This is a genomic window from Cyanobium sp. CH-040 (assembly GCF_024346135.1).
Taxonomy (GTDB): domain Bacteria; phylum Cyanobacteriota; class Cyanobacteriia; order PCC-6307; family Cyanobiaceae; genus NIES-981.
Genome location: NZ_JAGQCJ010000015.1, coordinates 49,931 through 66,228, shown reverse-complemented (window position 1 = coordinate 66,228; position 16,298 = coordinate 49,931). Strand labels below are relative to the sequence as shown.

16 protein-coding genes are annotated in these 16,298 nt (G+C 70.9%); 7 read left to right on the top strand and 9 right to left on the bottom strand.

The features are described from left to right. The first annotated feature begins 367 nt into the window (after positions 1-367). Positions 368-1,105: an orotidine-5'-phosphate decarboxylase gene (gene pyrF, locus KBY90_RS12635; RefSeq protein WP_254968995.1), complete on the top strand. Its 738-nt coding sequence runs from the start codon at positions 368-370 to the stop codon at positions 1,103-1,105. Here the strand turns inward: pyrF and KBY90_RS12630 are convergent. Genes KBY90_RS12630 through hpf form a run of 5 tightly spaced genes read right to left on the bottom strand, consistent with a single transcriptional unit; the run spans position 1,092 to position 5,824 of the window. After that, a complete protein-coding gene (locus KBY90_RS12630) occupies positions 1,092-2,384 on the bottom strand; it encodes a glycosyltransferase family 4 protein (protein WP_254968994.1) in 1,293 nt (430 codons plus the stop codon). The genes pyrF and KBY90_RS12630 overlap by 14 nt on opposite strands. Before the next feature lie 27 nt (positions 2,385-2,411). Continuing rightward, the gene (locus KBY90_RS12625; RefSeq protein WP_254968993.1) at positions 2,412-3,764 is read right to left on the bottom strand and encodes an MFS transporter; all 1,353 of its coding nucleotides are present in this window, start codon (positions 3,762-3,764) and stop codon (positions 2,412-2,414) included. Beyond that, positions 3,761-4,543, bottom strand: a complete 783-nt coding sequence (recO, locus tag KBY90_RS12620) for a DNA repair protein RecO (RefSeq protein WP_254969008.1) — start codon at positions 4,541-4,543, stop codon at positions 3,761-3,763. Before recO ends, KBY90_RS12625 begins: the two co-directional genes overlap by 4 nt. 22 nt (positions 4,544-4,565) lie before the next feature. Beyond that, on the bottom strand, positions 4,566-5,240 hold the full coding sequence (gene deoC / locus KBY90_RS12615; protein WP_254968992.1) for a deoxyribose-phosphate aldolase: 675 nt from the start codon (positions 5,238-5,240) through the stop codon (positions 4,566-4,568). After that, entirely contained in the window at positions 5,237-5,824 is a 588-nt protein-coding gene (gene hpf, locus KBY90_RS12610) for a ribosome hibernation-promoting factor, HPF/YfiA family (protein ID WP_254968991.1), read from the bottom strand. Before hpf ends, deoC begins: the two co-directional genes overlap by 4 nt. 48 nt (positions 5,825-5,872) lie before the next feature. On the opposite strand from hpf, the gene lipB reads away from it, so the two are divergent. Beyond that, on the top strand, positions 5,873-6,559 hold the full coding sequence (gene lipB / locus KBY90_RS12605) for a lipoyl(octanoyl) transferase LipB (protein ID WP_254968990.1): 687 nt from the start codon (positions 5,873-5,875) through the stop codon (positions 6,557-6,559). Between the two features lie 24 nt (positions 6,560-6,583). Further along, positions 6,584-8,524, top strand: a complete 1,941-nt coding sequence (locus KBY90_RS12600) for an AMP-binding protein (RefSeq protein WP_254968989.1) — start codon at positions 6,584-6,586, stop codon at positions 8,522-8,524. 10 nt (positions 8,525-8,534) lie between these two features. On the opposite strand, the gene stpA is transcribed toward KBY90_RS12600, so the two are convergent. Beyond that, entirely contained in the window at positions 8,535-9,773 is a 1,239-nt protein-coding gene (gene stpA / locus KBY90_RS12595; RefSeq protein WP_254968988.1) for a glucosylglycerol 3-phosphatase, read from the bottom strand. A 100-nt stretch (positions 9,774-9,873) separates the two neighbouring features. Here stpA and KBY90_RS12590 point away from each other — a divergent pair, with 100 nt between their 5' ends. From KBY90_RS12590 to queA, 3 genes are read left to right on the top strand one after another with little or no spacing between them, the layout of a single operon-like run. After that, a complete protein-coding gene (locus KBY90_RS12590) occupies positions 9,874-10,317 on the top strand; it encodes a YlqD family protein (RefSeq protein WP_254968987.1) in 444 nt (147 codons plus the stop codon). Between the two features lie 51 nt (positions 10,318-10,368). Continuing rightward, the gene (locus KBY90_RS12585; protein WP_254968986.1) at positions 10,369-11,751 is read left to right on the top strand and encodes a dihydrolipoamide acetyltransferase family protein; all 1,383 of its coding nucleotides are present in this window, start codon (positions 10,369-10,371) and stop codon (positions 11,749-11,751) included. Beyond that, entirely contained in the window at positions 11,741-12,865 is a 1,125-nt protein-coding gene (gene queA, locus KBY90_RS12580) for a tRNA preQ1(34) S-adenosylmethionine ribosyltransferase-isomerase QueA (RefSeq protein WP_254968985.1), read from the top strand. Before KBY90_RS12585 ends, queA begins: the two co-directional genes overlap by 11 nt. 56 nt (positions 12,866-12,921) lie before the next feature. On the opposite strand, the gene KBY90_RS12575 is transcribed toward queA, so the two are convergent. The 3 genes from KBY90_RS12575 to KBY90_RS12565 form a co-directional block, all read right to left on the bottom strand. Then, positions 12,922-13,521 carry a superoxide dismutase gene (locus KBY90_RS12575; protein ID WP_254968984.1) on the bottom strand — a complete coding sequence of 200 codons (600 nt, stop codon included), beginning with the start codon at positions 13,519-13,521 and terminating at the stop codon, positions 12,922-12,924. 105 nt (positions 13,522-13,626) lie between these two features. After that, complete coding sequence (locus tag KBY90_RS12570; protein WP_254968983.1) at positions 13,627-14,283, bottom strand: FKBP-type peptidyl-prolyl cis-trans isomerase; 657 nt, start codon at positions 14,281-14,283, stop codon at positions 13,627-13,629. 77 nt (positions 14,284-14,360) lie between these two features. Next, entirely contained in the window at positions 14,361-14,699 is a 339-nt protein-coding gene (locus tag KBY90_RS12565) for a phasin family protein (protein WP_254968982.1), read from the bottom strand. Between the two features lie 54 nt (positions 14,700-14,753). On the opposite strand from KBY90_RS12565, the gene KBY90_RS12560 reads away from it, so the two are divergent. Further along, positions 14,754-16,268 carry an apolipoprotein N-acyltransferase gene (locus KBY90_RS12560; RefSeq protein ID WP_254968981.1) on the top strand — a complete coding sequence of 505 codons (1,515 nt, stop codon included), beginning with the start codon at positions 14,754-14,756 and terminating at the stop codon, positions 16,266-16,268. Positions 16,269-16,298: the final 30 nt, after the last annotated feature.

The following is a 16,298-nucleotide window of genomic DNA, read 5'->3' as shown; positions in this document are numbered from 1 at the left end:
AGTGCGTTCATGCGGTGTGAGAGCAGCTGATCTTGAGAGGCCAGCGCACCAGTCCCTACGGGAAGCTTGTGACCCTGCGCGCAGCTGTGGAAGCCGTGGGCGGCACGGGATGTTGCCGGTTGCCGGGACGCTGCAAGGGACGATGAGTTGGCAGGGCTGGCATCGGCCTGTTGCTTGATTTCTGACGGGCCCCTTGGCCGTCGAAGACCTTGGGTTTTGTCCTTCAACCCTGGGTCATTGCTCGAGCGAACGGTGTGTGAGTTGAAGACTCCTCTCCTCGCTTCCCCTGCTGGAGTCTCTGGGCATCTAGCTCTGGGCATCTAGTCTGCAAAAGGCTATGCTCAAAGCCTGAGTGTGAGATAACAGCGTGTCATCCTTTCCCGGTGTCTCGGACCCTGCCAAAAAGATTATCGTCGCTCTTGATGGTATGTCTCCTGACTCTGCACTGGCTTTTGCCGGTTCGATCCGGGAGCTTCTCTGGGTCAAGGTGGGGCTTGAGCTGTTTGTCGCTGGTGGGCCTGATGTTGTTCGGACGCTGAAGGGTCTTGGCAAACGGATCTTCCTGGATCTCAAATTTCACGACATACCAGCCACCATGGCCGCCGCCTGTCGGCAGGCCGCAGCCCTCGGCGTGGAGTTAATGACGGTCCACGCCTGTGCAGGCACAGACGCGCTGAGAGCCGCTCAGCGCGGAGCAGTGGAGGGTTCCACCGCTGCAGGATTGGACGCGCCCAGGCTGTTGGCCGTGACCGTGCTCACCAGTTGGCAGCAGCAGGCCTTCCAGGAGCAACTTCAGGTGCAGACACCGATCCAGACCTACGCCAGCCACCTTGCGGATCTGGCTGTGTCAGCCGGTCTGGGTGGCTGCGTCTGTTCACCCCATGAGGTGCGTGGCCTGCGCGCCGGCCTCCCTGATTCCTTTGCGATCGTCACCCCTGGCATCCGCCCGGCCGGCAGTGCCCATGGTGACCAGGCCCGCATCACGACCCCCGCTGATGCTCTGGCGCTGGGGGCCACCCAGTTGGTGATCGGCCGCCCGATCACCTGCGCTGCCGATCCGCAGGGGGCCTTTGCCGCCTGTTGTCAGTCCCTCAATGGGTGCTGACCACCGAACGCGATTCGGGCACCAGCTCGGCATAGAGCTGCTCCAGCGCATCGATGTTCTTCTGCAGCGTGTACCGCTCCAGAACCCGTTTGCGGGCCTGCCGTCCCAGTTCGGCGGTGAGCACCGGTTGATCGCGCAGCACCGGCAGCAGGGTGCGCAACTGTGTGGTGACTCCCTGGGTGCGGATGACGATCCCCGCGCCACCATCGAGCACTTCACCATCGGCGCCGGCATCGGTGGCCACGCAGGCCGTGCCGGAGGCCATCGCTTCGAGCAGAGCCAGACTCAGGCCCTCGACCAGGGACGGCAGCAGAAAGACTTCGGCGAGCTGCAGCAGGGCCACGCGCATCTCCAGACGCGGCTCATACCCCCACCACACCACATCGGCATCCCGGCTGCCGGACTGCAGCAGACCCCTCAGGGGTCCGTCGCCGACGATCACCAGCACACAGCCGGCCGGCCGCACCAGCCGCCAGGCTCTGAGCAGGGCTTCCACGTTCTTTTCGGTGGACAGCCTGCCCATGTAGAGAAACACCCGCCTGTCGCGGAAACGCTGTCTCAGGTCCGCCAGTTCCAGGCTGGGTGGCTCGGGAGTCGGACACCAGACGTCGGCATCGACGCCGTTGGGAATCACGGACAGCCGCTCGGATGCCACCCCGAGTCGCTCAAGCACCTCCGCCTGGAGGTCGGAGAACACGATCACCCGGTCGAAGCGCGCCAGTGAGCGCGCGTAGAGCTGGTAGGTGAGTTGCTGGGTGCCGGCGGCGAGGTTGCGCGAGCCGGAGTCGAAGGCGGGGTGAAAGGTGGCCACCAGAGGCAGGCCCAGCTGCTGGCAGAGATCCGGCAGGCGGAAGTCCAGGGGGGAGAGCGTGAGGCTGGCGTGCACCAGGTCGGGTTGCAGGCGCTCCAGGGATTCCCGCAGCTCCCGCTGGGCCCCCGGGGAGGGGATGGTGTACACCTGCGATTTCAGCAGGTAGGGGAGGGCCACATCCGGCGAAGCCTCGGCGCTCTCGGCGCTCAGCTCGCCAGGCTCGTGGAGGCCCTCGAGCTGCCCTGCGCCGGCCTGCCCCTCATCGTTGGCACCACCCCCATCACCCGCACCGCTCTGCGAAGAGCGGGTCTGGAGGTCGCTGACGCCGAACTGGCTGGCGGCGGGAGTGTCGAAGTGGATGAAGCTCACCCCGTGCCCACGCTCCCTCAGGGCATGGGTGGTGTTGAGGCCGTAGGTGACGTTGCCGCAGAACGGAGATTTTTTGCCCAGCCAGGCAATGTGAGCCACCCAGCATCCGTGCGCGCTGCGTCGACGCTACCAGCGACGCCAGGGCCGCTCGGCCACCGCCGCCGCCAGGGCCAATGCGGCCAGCACCTGCAGCACGGGCAGCAGCCCCCAGCGGCTCACCGTGGCTCCGGCGAGCACCAGAGGCAGGCTCAGGGCGATGTTGATGAGGTTGTTCTGCAGGCCGAACACCTTGCCGCGCAGGGACGCGGGGGTGTCCTCCTGGATCGTCGTCTGGGTGGGGATCGCCAGCAGGGCTGCGCCGACCCCCAGCAGGGCGCACAGCAGCAGCGTGAAGGTGAGGTTGCCCAGCAGCTGACCGAGCAGCAGCAGGCTCCAGCCGATCAGCCCGAGCCCGAGGGCGGCCAGTTGCCGTCGGCCGATGTGCTGGGCCAGCTGCGCCACCGACAGGGCTCCTGCGGCCAGCCCCAGGCCGCTCATGGCCAGCAGCACGCCGAAGCGGGTGGGGCCCAGGCCGGGCACGGCCGCGGCCAGGCTGATCGCCAGCACGTAGAGCGCGGCCAGAAGGCTGTAGAGCAGCACCAGCTGCGCCAGCGCCCGGGCCACCCGCGGGCGCTGGCGCAAGACGGCCAGCCCCTGGCCGATCTCCCGCCACAGCGAGGGCTCATGCCGCCGGCGCGGTTCGCTGTGGTGGCGGATGCGGCTGATCGCCAGCGCCGCTGAGCCGTAGCACAGGGGCAACAGCAGAAATTCGCCTCCAGCGATCCCCAGCTGCTCCAGTCCGTGTCGGAGCAGCAGCAGAATCGGCTCCCCCAGGGCGAAGCCCACGATCGTGGTGGCCATGCTGGTGGTCTGATAGACGGAGTTCGCCGCCAGCAGCTGGGTCTGGGGGATGAGCGTGGTGATCGCCGCCTGTTCGGCGGGAGCGAAGAACTGGGTGAGCGCCGATTCCAGGAACGTGAGCCCCAGCAGGGCCCAGTAGCCCCAGCCCAGCCCCAGCCACTGAGGCCCGTCGAGCAGCGCCAGGGGGACGAACAGGACCAGCAGGCCCCGCAGTCCGTTGGAGGCCACCATCACCCTGCGCTTCGGCCAGCGGTCGGTCCAGGCGCCCGCCACGGTGCCCAGCAGCACCGCCGGCAGCGTGTTGGCCGCATACACCCCCGTGGCCAGCAGGGTGATCATCTGGGCCCGCGTTTCCGGCAGGTCGAAACCCACCACCCCGGCGGCTTCAGCCAGGGCCGGATTGCTCGCCGGCGTGCTGCTCACCCAGTGCTGGGCGATCAGATACACCATCAGCACGATGTAGAACTTGTCGGCCAGCTGGGAGCAGATCTGCCCCAGCCACAGCCAGCGGAAGTCGCGTTGCTCCAGCACGGCTCTCACGCCGGTGCCCTTCCCCTCGCTGGTGCGCGGTTGGCTCACGGCGTGCTCTCGTTCACCATCGCCACGCCGCCGGCCAGCAGGCGGAAGGCCCGCGGGCGCCGTCCGAGGTGTTGCCCGCACCAGCAGTCCACCAGCTCCAGCAGGCGCAGCCACACCGCGGCGGGGCCCATCAGCACGCCGTCCCGGCGCCGCGGCAGTGCCGGCCGCACCAGCCGCTGCAGCAGCGCCACCTCGGACGCGTTGAGCAGCAGGCGGGCCTCGGGCAGGGCCCCGATCACCAGCCCGTCGGCCGGCACAAAGCTGCTGCGCCAGCTCCAGTCGCCGACGGGGGGAGCCAGGGCCGCCCCTGTGCGGGCGCAGCGGCCCAGCGGCAGGGCGTAGCCGCCGAGCGCCAGCAGATGCACCGACCCCTGCACCGCCACCGCCACGGCCTCCAGGGCCGCCCCCTGTGCGCGCACCAGGTCCTCCAGCCGTCCCAGCTGCATCAACAGATCGCCCAGCATCCCAGGCGCCGGGGCATCGCTGGGGACAAGGGCCAGGCAGAGCTCCGCCAGGGCCTGCGCCGCGGCCAGAGCCTCCAGTTGCTGGCCGAGGCCGCCGTAGCTGCGCAGCACCCGCAGCTGCCGGATCCGCCTGAGTCCCCGGCTGCCCGCCACCTGCAGGCGCAGATGGGTCAGCGGCACGGCTGCCGCCAGGCTGCTCGACGGCTTGCGGGCCCCGGGCACCGCCAGACGGCTGAGGCCATGGCTGTCGCTGAGCAAGGTGAGCAGCCTGTCGCGCTCCCCCAGGGGCTTGCAGCTCAGGGCCAGGCCCTCCATCTGGAGCTCGGCCACCGGTGCCTCAGGAGCGCAGGGCCTGCATCAGCGCCACCCCGCGGCTGGTGCCCAGCCGGGTGGCGCCGGCCTCCACCAGCGTGAAGGCCTGCTCGAGATCGGCGATGCCCCCCGAGGCCTTGATGGCGGCCCGTCCCCGTGCCAGCCGGTGCAGCTGCTCCACCTGGGCCGGGCTGACCGCACCACCGAAGCCGCTGCCGGTCTTGAGAAACCTGGCGCCGGCGTCGATGCTGATCTCCACCAGCAGCTCCAGCTGGGCCAGTGCCAGCCGGCTCACCTCCTGAATCACCTTCACGGGCAGCCCCAGCTCGCAGATGGCCGCCAGCTCGCCGAGCACGGCATTGCCGTCGCCATCGACCAGGGCGCCGAAATCGGGCACCACATCGAGTTCATCGGCGCCGGCCGCCGCAGCCGCCTCGGCTTCAGCCAGCTTCACCGCCGCCGGGATGGCCCCGAAGGGAAAGCCCACCACGCTCACCAGCCTGGGGGCGGGGCCGCGGCCCTCGCCCGGTCGCGGCAGCCGTTCCCGGGCCAGGGAGACCCAGCGGGAGGCCACGCACACCCCGGCAAAGCCGTAGTGGCGGGCCTCGTCGCAACAGCGCTGGACGGCGTCCCGGCCCTGATGCGGATCCAGCAGGGCGTGGTCGATCAGAGGGGCCAGGTCGGGCCGATCCTGGCTCACGTGTCCTTGGGCTGGATCACCCCGTAGCCGCCGTGATTGCGCAGATACACCACCTGGATCTCGCCGGTCTCCGCATCGCGGAACACGTAGAAGTCGTGGTCGATCAGCTCCAGCTGATGCACGGCCTCATCCAGGGTCATCGGCGGCATCTCGAAGTACTTGCGCCGCACGCCGCGGCTGGGCAGCTCCGGCTCCTTGCCGTCGGTGAGGCTGGCGCCCGGCGGTGGCAGCGTGGCGGCGCCGGCTTCCTCGTCGCGTGCCGAGCGGTGCACGGGTCCCTGGTGGCGATCCTGCAGACGCTCCTTGTAGCGGTTCAGCTGGCGGGCGAGCTTGCTTGCAACCAGATCGATGCTGGCGTAGAGATTGTCGCTGCGCTCCTGGGCACGGATCACGGTGCCGTTGGCGAACATCGTCACCTCGGCGATCTGCTGCGGCACCCGCGGGTTGCGGGCCACAGAGAGATGCACATCAGCTTCCTTCACCATCCCCTCGAAATGGTTGATGGCTCGGATGAGCTTGGTCTCGGTGTAGTCCCGGATGGCCGGGGTCACCTCAAGATTGCGGCCATGGATCAGCAGTTTCATCAGTTGGCAGCCGCCTCCGGTGCTCTCACACCTCAACGGTAGGAACCCGTGACCCCGGCCCCCAAGCCCGACGCAATCCTTTTTGAAGCCGTCGATCCGGTGCCCTTCCCGGCGGCGTGGGCTGCCCAGCGCCGGCTGCAGCGCCGCCTGCTGCAGGACCCGGCCGCTGCCGGCGCCCTGCTGCTGCTGGAACATGAGCCCTGCTACACCCTCGGCCGGGGTGCCGCCACCACCCATCTGCGCTTCGATCCGGCCTCTCCACCGCTGCCGCTGCACCGCATCGACCGGGGCGGCGAGGTGACCCACCACCTCCCGGGCCAGCTGGTGCTCTACCCGGTGCTCAACCTGCAGCGCCACGGGGGCGATCTGCACCTCTATCTGCGCCTGCTCGAGCAGGTGGTGATCGACCTGCTGGCCACGCTCGGCCTTGAGGCCGGACGCATCGAGGGCCTGACCGGCGTGTGGCTGGAGGGACGCAAGCTGGCGGCGATCGGGGTGGGGGCGCGGCGCTGGATCAGCCAGCACGGCCTGGCCCTCAATGTGGACTGCAGCCTGGAGGGCTTCAGCGCGATCGTGCCCTGCGGTATCCCCGACCGGCCGGTGGGTCGGCTGGCGGACTGGAGGCCGGAGCTCACCGCGGCCGACCTGCGCCAGCCCCTGCTGGCCCGTTTCGCCGAGCGTTTCCAACTGCGGTTGCGGCCCCCCACCGCCCAGGAAACCCTGGAAGGGTGGTAAGCCTTGCCCAGTCGTACAGCTTCCATGGCCCTCGCGGAGGTCAACTGGACCGCCAGCCACCGTGACCGGCAGGCCCTGGCATCCCGTCAGGACTGGAGCGACCTCAGCGGACTGGAGCAGCTCTGGCCCGCGCTGGCCCGGCAGCACGGGGATGCCCCGGCGCTCGACGCCCCCCATGCCCGTCACCCGGAGCGGTTCAGCTACCGGCAGCTGCAGCACAGGATCGAGCAGGCGGGCGCGGCATTCGCCTCCCTGGGGGTGCGGGCCGGTGATGTGGTGGCCCAGTTCGGCGAGAACGGTCCCCGCTGGCTGATCAGCGACCAGGGCCTGATGCGCGCCGGTGCCGCCGATGCGGTGCGCGGCAGCGCGGCGCCGGTGGATGAGCTGCGCTACATCCTCGAGGACTCCGGGGCCATCGGCCTGGTGGTGGAGTCGGCTGCGCTGCTCGAGCGGCTTGCCCTGCCCCCAGCGCTGATGGACCCCCTGCGCTTCGTGGTGCTGCTGGAGGGGGAGCCCTCCGGAACGCCCCTGCCCGTGCCCTGTCTGTCCTGGGGTGAGCTGCTGGAGCGGGGGGAGAGCGCCCTGGCGGAGGGCCGGCCCGCCCCAATGCCGGCGGCGGATCCGACCCGCCTGGCCACCCTGCTGTACACCTCCGGCACCACGGGGCGTCCGAAGGGAGTGCCCCTCAGCCACGCCAACCTGCTCCACCAGCTGCGCAACCTCGGCGTGGCCGTGGCCCCCCGCCCCGGCGACCGGGTGGTGAGCGTGCTGCCGATCTGGCATTCCTATGAGCGCAGCGCCGAGTACTTCCTGCTGTCCTGCGGCTGCTGCCAGACCTACACCACCCTCAAGCAGCTGCGCAGCGATCTGCAGCGGGTCCGGCCCCAGTACCTGATCAGCGTGCCGCGGTTGTGGGAGGCCCTGCTCTCGGGCTTCGAGGATGCCCTCGCCGGCATGCCGTCCGCCCGGCGGCGGCTGATCCGCGGGGCCCTGGCCAACAGCTGCGCCTATGGCCTGGCCAGGCGCCGGTCCCGCGATCTCACCCTCACTCCCGAACCGGCCGTCCAGCGCCTGCAGGCCACCCTCAAGGCGGCCCTGCGCTGGCCCCTGCACCGCCTGGCTTCGGCGCTGCTTTGGCCCAAGGTGCGCGGCCAGCTGGTGGGGGGTGAGCTGCGCACCGCGGTGAGCGGCGGCGGCGCCCTGGCGCTGCATGTGGACAGCTTCTTCGAGGCCATCGGCATCGAGCTGCTGGTGGGCTACGGCCTCACGGAGACCAGCCCGGTGCTCACCTGCCGCAGGCCCTGGGTCAACCGCCGCGGCAGCGCCGGCCAGCCCCTGCCGGACACCTCCATCCGGATCGTCGATCCGGAGCGGCGGCAGCCCCTGGCCCTCTGTGCCACCGGGCTGGTGCTGGCCCGTGGTCCCCAGGTGATGAGCGGCTACTGGCGCAAGCCCGAGGCCACCGCGAAGGTGCTCGACGGCGAGGGCTGGTTCGACACCGGCGACCTGGGCCGGCTGCTTCCCGACGGCTCCCTGGTGCTGACCGGCCGGGCCAAGGACACGATCGTGCTCAGCAGCGGCGAGAACATCGAGCCCGGGCCCCTGGAGGAGGCCCTGGTGGCCAGCGCACTGATCGAGCAGGTGATGCTCGTGGGCCAGGACCGCAAGCAGCTCGGCGCCCTGCTGGTGCCGCGCAGCGAACCGCTCGAGGCGTTCGCCCGTCAGGCCGGCGTGCCAGTGCCCGAGGACGGCGTGGCTGAGCCGGCGTTGCTGCGCGCCCTCACCCGGGAGTGCAACCGCCTGCTGGCGGCCCGGCCGGGGTCCCGCCCGGATGAGCGCCTGGGCGGTGTGGCGCTGGTGGACCCCTTCACCATCGAGAACGGCCTGCTGACGCAGACGCTCAAGCAACGCCGGGATCGCATCGCCGCGCGCGATGCCGCGGCCATCGACGCCCTCTACAGCTGAGCGCCGCCGGCTAGGGCTGCAGGGCCCGCGGCGATGCGGCGGCCGCCAGTTCCGCGAAGAACGCCCGGTACTGGGCCGGCCCCCCGGGGAACAGGGCATCGAGGCGCAGCGGATCCCCTGGGTCGGTGAGCCCCCGCAGGCTGCCATCGGCCATGGAGGGTCTGCACACCTCACCGCCGCTGCTGTCCACCAGCACCACCCGGTTGGGCCGGTCGAAGCGGCGGCCCAGGTCCTGGAGCAGGGTGAGGAAGCCGCGGTCGCTCCCTCCCCGCCGCCAGCTGCCGGGCGTGGGTCCGGGGGTGGAGGTGATCGTGTCGCCGATTCCCACCAGCTGAGGCATCAGCTCGGGGGGAATGCGTGCTTCAGCCAGGGCCAGCAGCTCCTGGTGGCTGCGTGGTGCCGTGCGCACGTTGAAGGCCTCGCCCAGGGGATGCACGCCGTGATGGCGGGCGATGTGCCGGTTGAGCAGCACCAGCAGCCCCGCCTCCTTGATGGCGCCGCGCAGCATGAACTGCACGTCGGTGGTGCCGATCCCCGCCGCCGACGCCCACACCGGCTGTTCGCCGCCCTCGTCATCGAGCACGTTGGGGGCGATGTGCAGGAAGAACCGGTCTGCCAGCCCGCTGCGCCCGGCTTCGTCCAGCAGCCGCTGCATCAGCTCCAGCAGCCCCTGCTGCAGCTCCCGCGCCAGGGCCAGGGGCCGCGCGCTGGCGGCGCTGAGGCGGAACAGGCCGTTGAGATTGACGGTGGGGGAGAGGGGGTTGTCGAGCACCGCCAGCGCGATCTGGTGTTCCAGTGCCTCTGCCTTGAGCTGCGGCAGCAGCTGCGGCAGCCAGGCCCGCAGCTCCTCGGCCATGCGGGCGGGCAGGGTGGTCAGGAAGGCCAGCTCAGCGGCGCTCACACCTGGTGTCGCCACCTCGCCGTGGCGGTTCTGCAGCTGCACTCCACCCGCGGCCAGGCCAGGCAGGTAGAGCCCCTCGCGGCCGGGCTCCCGGTCGCAGCCGAGGGCCCGCTCCACCAGCCTGTTCACGCCGCGGCGGCCCTCGTGCTCGCCATTGGTGAGCACGCTGAAACTGCCGTCCAGGCGACGGGCATCCCGCACGTAGCTGCCCTCCAGCCGGCGGCAGAGCGGATCGCGCACCAGATCCATGCACACCCCGTCGAGGTCCTGCACCAGCAGCAGGCCCGCCGGATCCCCGAGCCGGGGACGGAGCTCGCTCAGCAGCTCGGCGGGGGTGAGGGCGTCCACGTCACGGGGCGGCTGCCCTCACCCTGCCAGGGTGGTGTCTGGAACGGTGGTTGACCGCTGACGGACCGGCTGACAGCCTGTGCGCTGCAGGAGCGATTCCATGGCCGACGGCACGATCACGATCAAGCGCACGATCAGCGTGCGGGCCGTGGTCACCCCCCTTTGGAAAGAGGATGCGGAGCGGGAGCTCACCAACGCCCTGGCCAACAGCGACAGCCAGCTCGCCCAGCTGGAGCGCGAGGGCCAGCAGGTGGTGGACGAGATCCGGCGGCAGAGCCTCAATCCCCTCGATCCGCGCGTGCAGGAGCAGGTGGCCTCGGTGCAGCAGCAGGTGTCGGCCAAGCGGGCCGAACTGGAGGAGCAGAAGCGCCAGATCATCGAGCAGCAGCGTCAGGTGCGGGAGCTGGAGCTGGAGCAGGTGGTGGAGCAGGGGCAGCTGGAGAGCGTCATCGACGTGCAGGTGGGCGACAACCTGGTGGAGAAACTCCAGGCCGCCGTGCTGGTGCGTGACGGGGTGATCCAGGCGATCGAAGGCGCGCTCTGAGGCTCCTGCACCGGGGCTCGTAAAATCCGCCCCGACACCGCGGCGCATCCGTTGGCCACCCACGAAATCTTCATGCCCGCCCTCTCCTCCACCATGACGGAGGGCAAGATCGTGGAATGGCTCAAGAAGCCCGGCGACCGCGTCGAGCGCGGCGAGTCGGTGCTGGTGGTGGAGAGCGACAAGGCCGACATGGACGTGGAGGCCTTCCAGGAGGGCTTCCTGGCGGCGGTGCTGATGCCCGCCGGCGGCACCGCGCCCGTGGGCGAGACCATCGGTCTGATCGTGGAGACCGAGGCGGAGATCGCCGAGGCGGCGGCCAAGGCCCCGGCTGCTCCGGCAGCTGCCGCAGCCCCGAGTCCAGCCACGCCACCCCCGGCGGCCCCAGCGGCGCCCGTCCCGGCTGCCGCCGCGCCTGCACCGGCCCCGGTTCCTGTGGCGGCAGCACCCGCTCCCGTGGCCGCCGATGCCGCTCCGGTGCGGGCCCCCGCCTCCACCGCCAGCGGCCGGGTGGTGGCCTCGCCACGGGCCAAAAAACTGGCCTCCCAGCTCGGTGTCGATCTCGGTGCCCTGCGCGGCAGCGGTCCCCACGGCCGCATCCAGGCCGAGGACGTACTCGCCGCCAGCGGCCAGCCCATCAGCGTGCCCCGTGTGGCGGAGGGCAGTGGCCCGGCGCTGGCTTCGGCTCCGGCGGGCGCGGGTGGCAACGGTGCCGCGGCTCCGGCCCCCGGGCCGGCCGGCCAGGCCTTCGGCCGCCCGGGTGAGGCCGTGGCGTTCAACACCCTCCAGAACGCCGTCAACCGCAACATGCTGGCCAGCCTGGCGGTGCCCTGTTTCCGGGTGGGCTACACGATCACCACCACCAGGCTCGACGCCTTCTACAAGCAGGTGAAGAGCAAGGGCGTGACGATGACCGCCCTGCTGGCCAAGGCCGTGGCCGTGACCCTGGCCCGCCATCCCCAGGTGAATGCCGCCACCAGCGCCGACGGCAGCACCATGACCTTCCCTGCCGCCGTGAACGTGGCCGTGGCCGTGGCCATGGAGGACGGCGGCCTGATCACGCCGGTGCTGGCCGACGCCGACCGCACCGACATCTATCAGCTGGCGCGCAACTGGGCCGATCTGGTGGCCCGGGCCCGCACCAAGCAGCTCCAGCCCGAGGAGTACAGCACCGGCACCTTCACCCTCTCCAACCTGGGCATGTTCGGGGTGGATCGCTTCGACGCGATCCTGCCTCCCGGCACCGGCGCGATCCTCGCGGTGGCGGCCTCCCGGCCCACGGTGGTGGCCGGCATGGACGGCTCGATCCGCGTGGCCAGCCAGATGCAGGTGAACCTCACCTGCGACCACCGCACCGTCTACGGAACCCATGCCGCCGCCTTCCTCAAGGATCTGGCCCAGCTGATCGAGACCAACCCAGAGAGCCTTGCGCTCTGATCCGTCCGACCTGCGGCTCTCCAGCTACGACTTCCAGCTGCCGCAGGACCGCATCGCCCAGCGGCCGGTGGAACCCCGGCATGGGGCGCGGCTGCTGGTCGTGGATCCCGCCGGGGAAGGCGAGCCACCCTTCGCGCGCCATCGCAGCGTGTGGGACCTGCAGGAGGAGCTGCGTCCCGGCGATCTGCTGGTGGTGAACGACACCCGGGTGCTGCGGGCGCGGCTGCAGGCGCGCCGGCCCGGCGGCGCCGCCGTGGAGCTGCTTGTGCTCGAGCCCTGGCCCGAAGCCCCAGGTCAATGGCTGTGCCTGGCCAGGCCGGCCAGGAAGCTCAGGGCGGGTGACTGGCTGGAGGTGGTGGCGGAGGGGCAGCCGCCCCTGGCGGTGCAGGTGCTGGGCAGCGATGCCGACACCGGGGGCCGCATCGTGCAGTTCCCGCCGGACTGCACGGATGCGGCGGCCCTCGAGCCGCTGCTGGTGCGCTACGGCGCCATTCCCCTGCCGCCCTACATCCACGAGCACGACGCCTCCGACAACGACCGCTACCAGACCCGCTATGCCGCCCGGCCCGGAGCCGTGGCGGCCCCCACCGCCGGCCTGCATCTCAGTGATGAGCTGCTGGCGGCGATCCGCGCGCGCGGGGTGGAGCTGGCCACCACCACCCTGCATGTGGGCCTGGGCACCTTCCGGCCGGTGGAAACCGAAGACCTGCGCCAGCTCGAACTGCACAGTGAATGGGTGGAGGTCTCCCCCCAGCTCGTGGCGGCCGTCGCGGCCTGCCGCGCCCGCGGCGGACGGGTGATCGCCATCGGCACCACCTCGGTGCGCAGCCTGGAGGCCGTGGCCCAGCTGAACGGGGGCATGCTGGCGCCCCATACCGGTCCGGTGAACCTGGTGATCCAGCCCGGCTACCGCTTTGCGGTGGTGCAGGGCCTGCTCACCAACTTCCATCTGCCCAAGAGCTCCCTGCTGCTGCTGGTGAGCGCCCTGATCGGCCGCGAGCGTCTGCTGGCGCTCTACGCCGAGGCGATCGAGCGCCAGTACCGCTTCTTCTCCTACGGCGACGCCATGTGGATTGCGCCGGAGGCGGTGCTCAGTTCAGCGGTGCCAGGCTGATGAAAAAGCCCCCGGTTGCTGCCGGGGGCCGAAGCTGGCCAGGGGGGCCAATCCGATCAGGCAGCGGCCAGGTTGGCGGCCACGAAATCCCAGTTCACCAGCTTCTCGAGGAAGGTGGTGATGTAGTCGGGGCGGCGGTTCTGATAGTCGAGGTAGTAGGCGTGCTCCCACACATCCATGGTGAGCAGGGCCTTCTGGCCGTGGGCCAGGGGCAGGTCGGCGTTGCCGGTCTTGGTCACCTTGAGGGTGTCGCCGTCAAGCACCAGCCAGGCCCAGCCGCTGCCGAACTGGGTGGCGCCTGCGGTCTTGAACTGCTCCACGAAGGCCTCGAAGCTGCCGAAATCGGCATTGATCTTCTCGGCCAGGGCGCCGCCGGGCTGGCCGCCGCCACCGGGCTTCATGCACTGCCAGTAGAAGCTGTGGTTCCACACCTGGGCGGCGTTGTTGAACACACCGGCCTTGCCGGCATCACCGGCCACGCTGGTGATCGTGTCTTCCAGGCTCTTGCCCTCCAGCTCGGTGCCCGCGACCAGGTTGTTGAGGTTGGTCACGTAGGCGTTGTGGTGCTTGCCGTGGTGGAACTCCAGGGTCTGACGGGAGATGTGGGGCTCCAGCGCGTCGAGTTCGTAGGGCAGGGCGGGGAGCGTGTGAGCCATGGAACAGGATCGGGTGCTTGTTGTTGCCGGCCGGTGTGCCTGGCGGCGGCATCCTAACGATCGTTTCAGATTTCCTTGGCGCCGCCGGGGTGGGTTGGGCCGTGGTCAGCCCCGGATCTCCAGCAGTTCCACCTCGAAGATCAGGGTGGCATTGGGGGGGATCACACCGCCGGCACCCCGTTCGCCATAGGCCAGATCGGGGGGGATGACCAGCTTGCGCTTGCCGCCCACCTGCATGCCCGCCACGCCTTCGTCCCAGCCCCGGATCACCCGGCCGGCGCCGAGGGGGAAGCTGAAGGGGCCACGGCCGTAGCTGCTGTCGAACTCGCGGCCGTTCTCCAGGGTGCCCCGGTAGTTGACCACCACCGTCTGGCCCGCCTTGGCCTCGGGGCCGTCACCGGGCGTCAGGTCGGTGATGCGCAGGCCGCTCTCGGTGACCCGTTCCTTCGGGGCCACCAGCTCGCCCCCCAGGGCGCTGGCCTGGGCGAGTTGCTGGTCGGAGGGAGGGTTGTTCTCGGTCATGGAGTCGCTCTCGGGAAGGGAGTCGCCGCCAGGAGCCATGGTGAAGAGGGTGGGGTTGGGGTCGTCGGGATCGAGTTCGAAAGCGCCGCGTTCGGCAACCGGGACCGGGGCGCTGCCGCGCACCATGGCCGTGTCCGTGCCGGTTGCGGCCACCACCGGCGTAGGGCTCACCAGCTGGCTGAACAGCGCCAGCAGCAGGCAGGCCACGCACACCGTGGAGCTGATGAGAATGTCGCGCATGACCGTCACGGAGATGGGCCGATTGTGACTCACCCGGCAGCGCAGAGCCCCAGCACAGCCGTGACCCAGCCGTCCGTTCAGCCGTCGCGGTCGCCCTGACCGCGCTGGCGCAGCGTCTGCTCGATCCGGTCGATGCGGCCGCGCAGCTCGTCAAGCTCGCGCTGCAGGGGGATGCCCAGATCCTGCAGCAACTGGTCGCGGTTGCGCTCCAGCTGCCGCTCGGCCTGCTCCTCGAGGCCGGGGGTCTCGCCCCGAATGGCCCTGAGCACATCCTCCACCAGGGCAGGGGCGTGGCTGGGATCGAGCTTGCCGCTGCGCACCCACTCCTGACTCACGTAGCGCAGGCGGTCAGCCACCAGCGAGGTGGTGCCCAGGCCCCGGAGCAGCAGTTGTTGCAGGGGGTTGTTCGGGTCCATGGAGGGGAGTGTGCTGAACCATGCCAACCATGGCGCTTCCTACCGTTGCTGGCCATGAACCAGCGTGCGCAGCTGCTGCCGGGTCTGCTTCGGACCGTGCTCCTGGCCGCACTGGGCGGTGCGTTGGCCGGCGGGGCTCTGCCACCGGCCGGGGCGGTGCCGCTGCTCTGGCTGGCCCTGGCCCTGCTCTGGGCCCTGGCCGCCGGTCCGGCGGCTGTGCCGGCGGCAGCCTGCTGGGGCGCGGTGGCGGTGCTGGTGAGCCACCGCTGGCTGCTGGGGCTGCATCCCCTGGACTGGATCGGCGTGCCCCTGCCCCTGAGCCTGCCGCTCTGCTGGCTGCTGCTCCTGCTGATCTCGGCCCTCGGCGGCGCACTGGTGGGCGTTTGGGGCTGGTGTGCCGTCCGGTTGCGGCCGGCGCGCGCGAGCAGTGCGCTGGTGCTGGCCCTGGGCTGGGGCCTGGCGGAGGTGCTGCTGGCCCGTGGCCCCCTGTTCTGGATCGGCCTGGGGGGCTCGGCTCTGCCCGGCGACCGGGCCCTGGCGGGATTTGCTTCGCTGGGTGGGGCGGGGCTGGTGGCGGCCCTGCAGCTGCTGATCGGCTGGGGGCTGTGGCGGGGGTATCAGGAGCGGCGGCGGCTCGGCCTGCCGGGACTGCTGGCGGCGGTGGTGCTGCCGCTGCTGCTCCTGCATGCCGCCGGGGCCACGCTGCTGGGCGGGGAGGGCGGTGGTGCCGCTGCCGCTGGGGCGGTGGATGGCTTGCAGAGCCAGGAGCGGGTGCTGGTGCTGCAGCCCTCGATCCCCACCCGGGAAAAGTTTCAGTGGGCTTCGCGGCGGCGCCTGCAGCGCCAGCTCGATGGGGCGATGGCGGAGGCCGGGCGCCGGGGGGCTGATCTGGTGGTGCTGCCCGAGGGGGCCCTGGGGCTCGATCCGGTGCTGCAGCAGCCGGCTGCCGCGGAACTGCTCACCGGCGGGTTCCGCAGCGCCGCCGGGGGTGGCGATGCACCTGAGCAGCGCAGCTCTCTGCTGCGCTTTGCCGCCGGCACCCGTCAACCCGCCGCGGCCCTCGACAAGCACCGGGTGGTGCTGCTGGGGGAGTGGGTGCCGCTGCGGGGACTGCTGCAGTGGAGCGGTCTCTCGGCCGTGGGCGGCGTGGAGCCCGGCCCGCCCTCGCGGCTGCTGCCGAGGCCCACGGCGCCGATCGGCGTGGCGATCTGCTACGAGATCGCCGACGGCCATGCCCTGGCGGCCGCCAGCCGCGACGGCGCGCTCTGGCTGCTGGCCAGCGCCAACCTCGATCCCTACCCGCTCACCCTCCAGCGCCAGTTCGAGGCCCTGGCCCAACTGCGCGCGATCGAATCGGACCGCTGGCTGGTGAGCGTGGCCAACACCGGCCCCAGCGGCCTGATCTCACCCCAGGGGGAGGTGAGGCGGCGCCTGCCCGCCTCACAGCCGGGCCTGGATCTGTTGACGGTGCCCATCGAGACCACCCTCACGCCCTACGCCCGCTGCGGGGAGCTGCCGCTGCTGGCCGTGGGGCTGCTCGCGGCCGGCTGGCACTGGCGGAGGCCTTAAAGGTGGTGATCCTGGCAGGCACGCCAACGG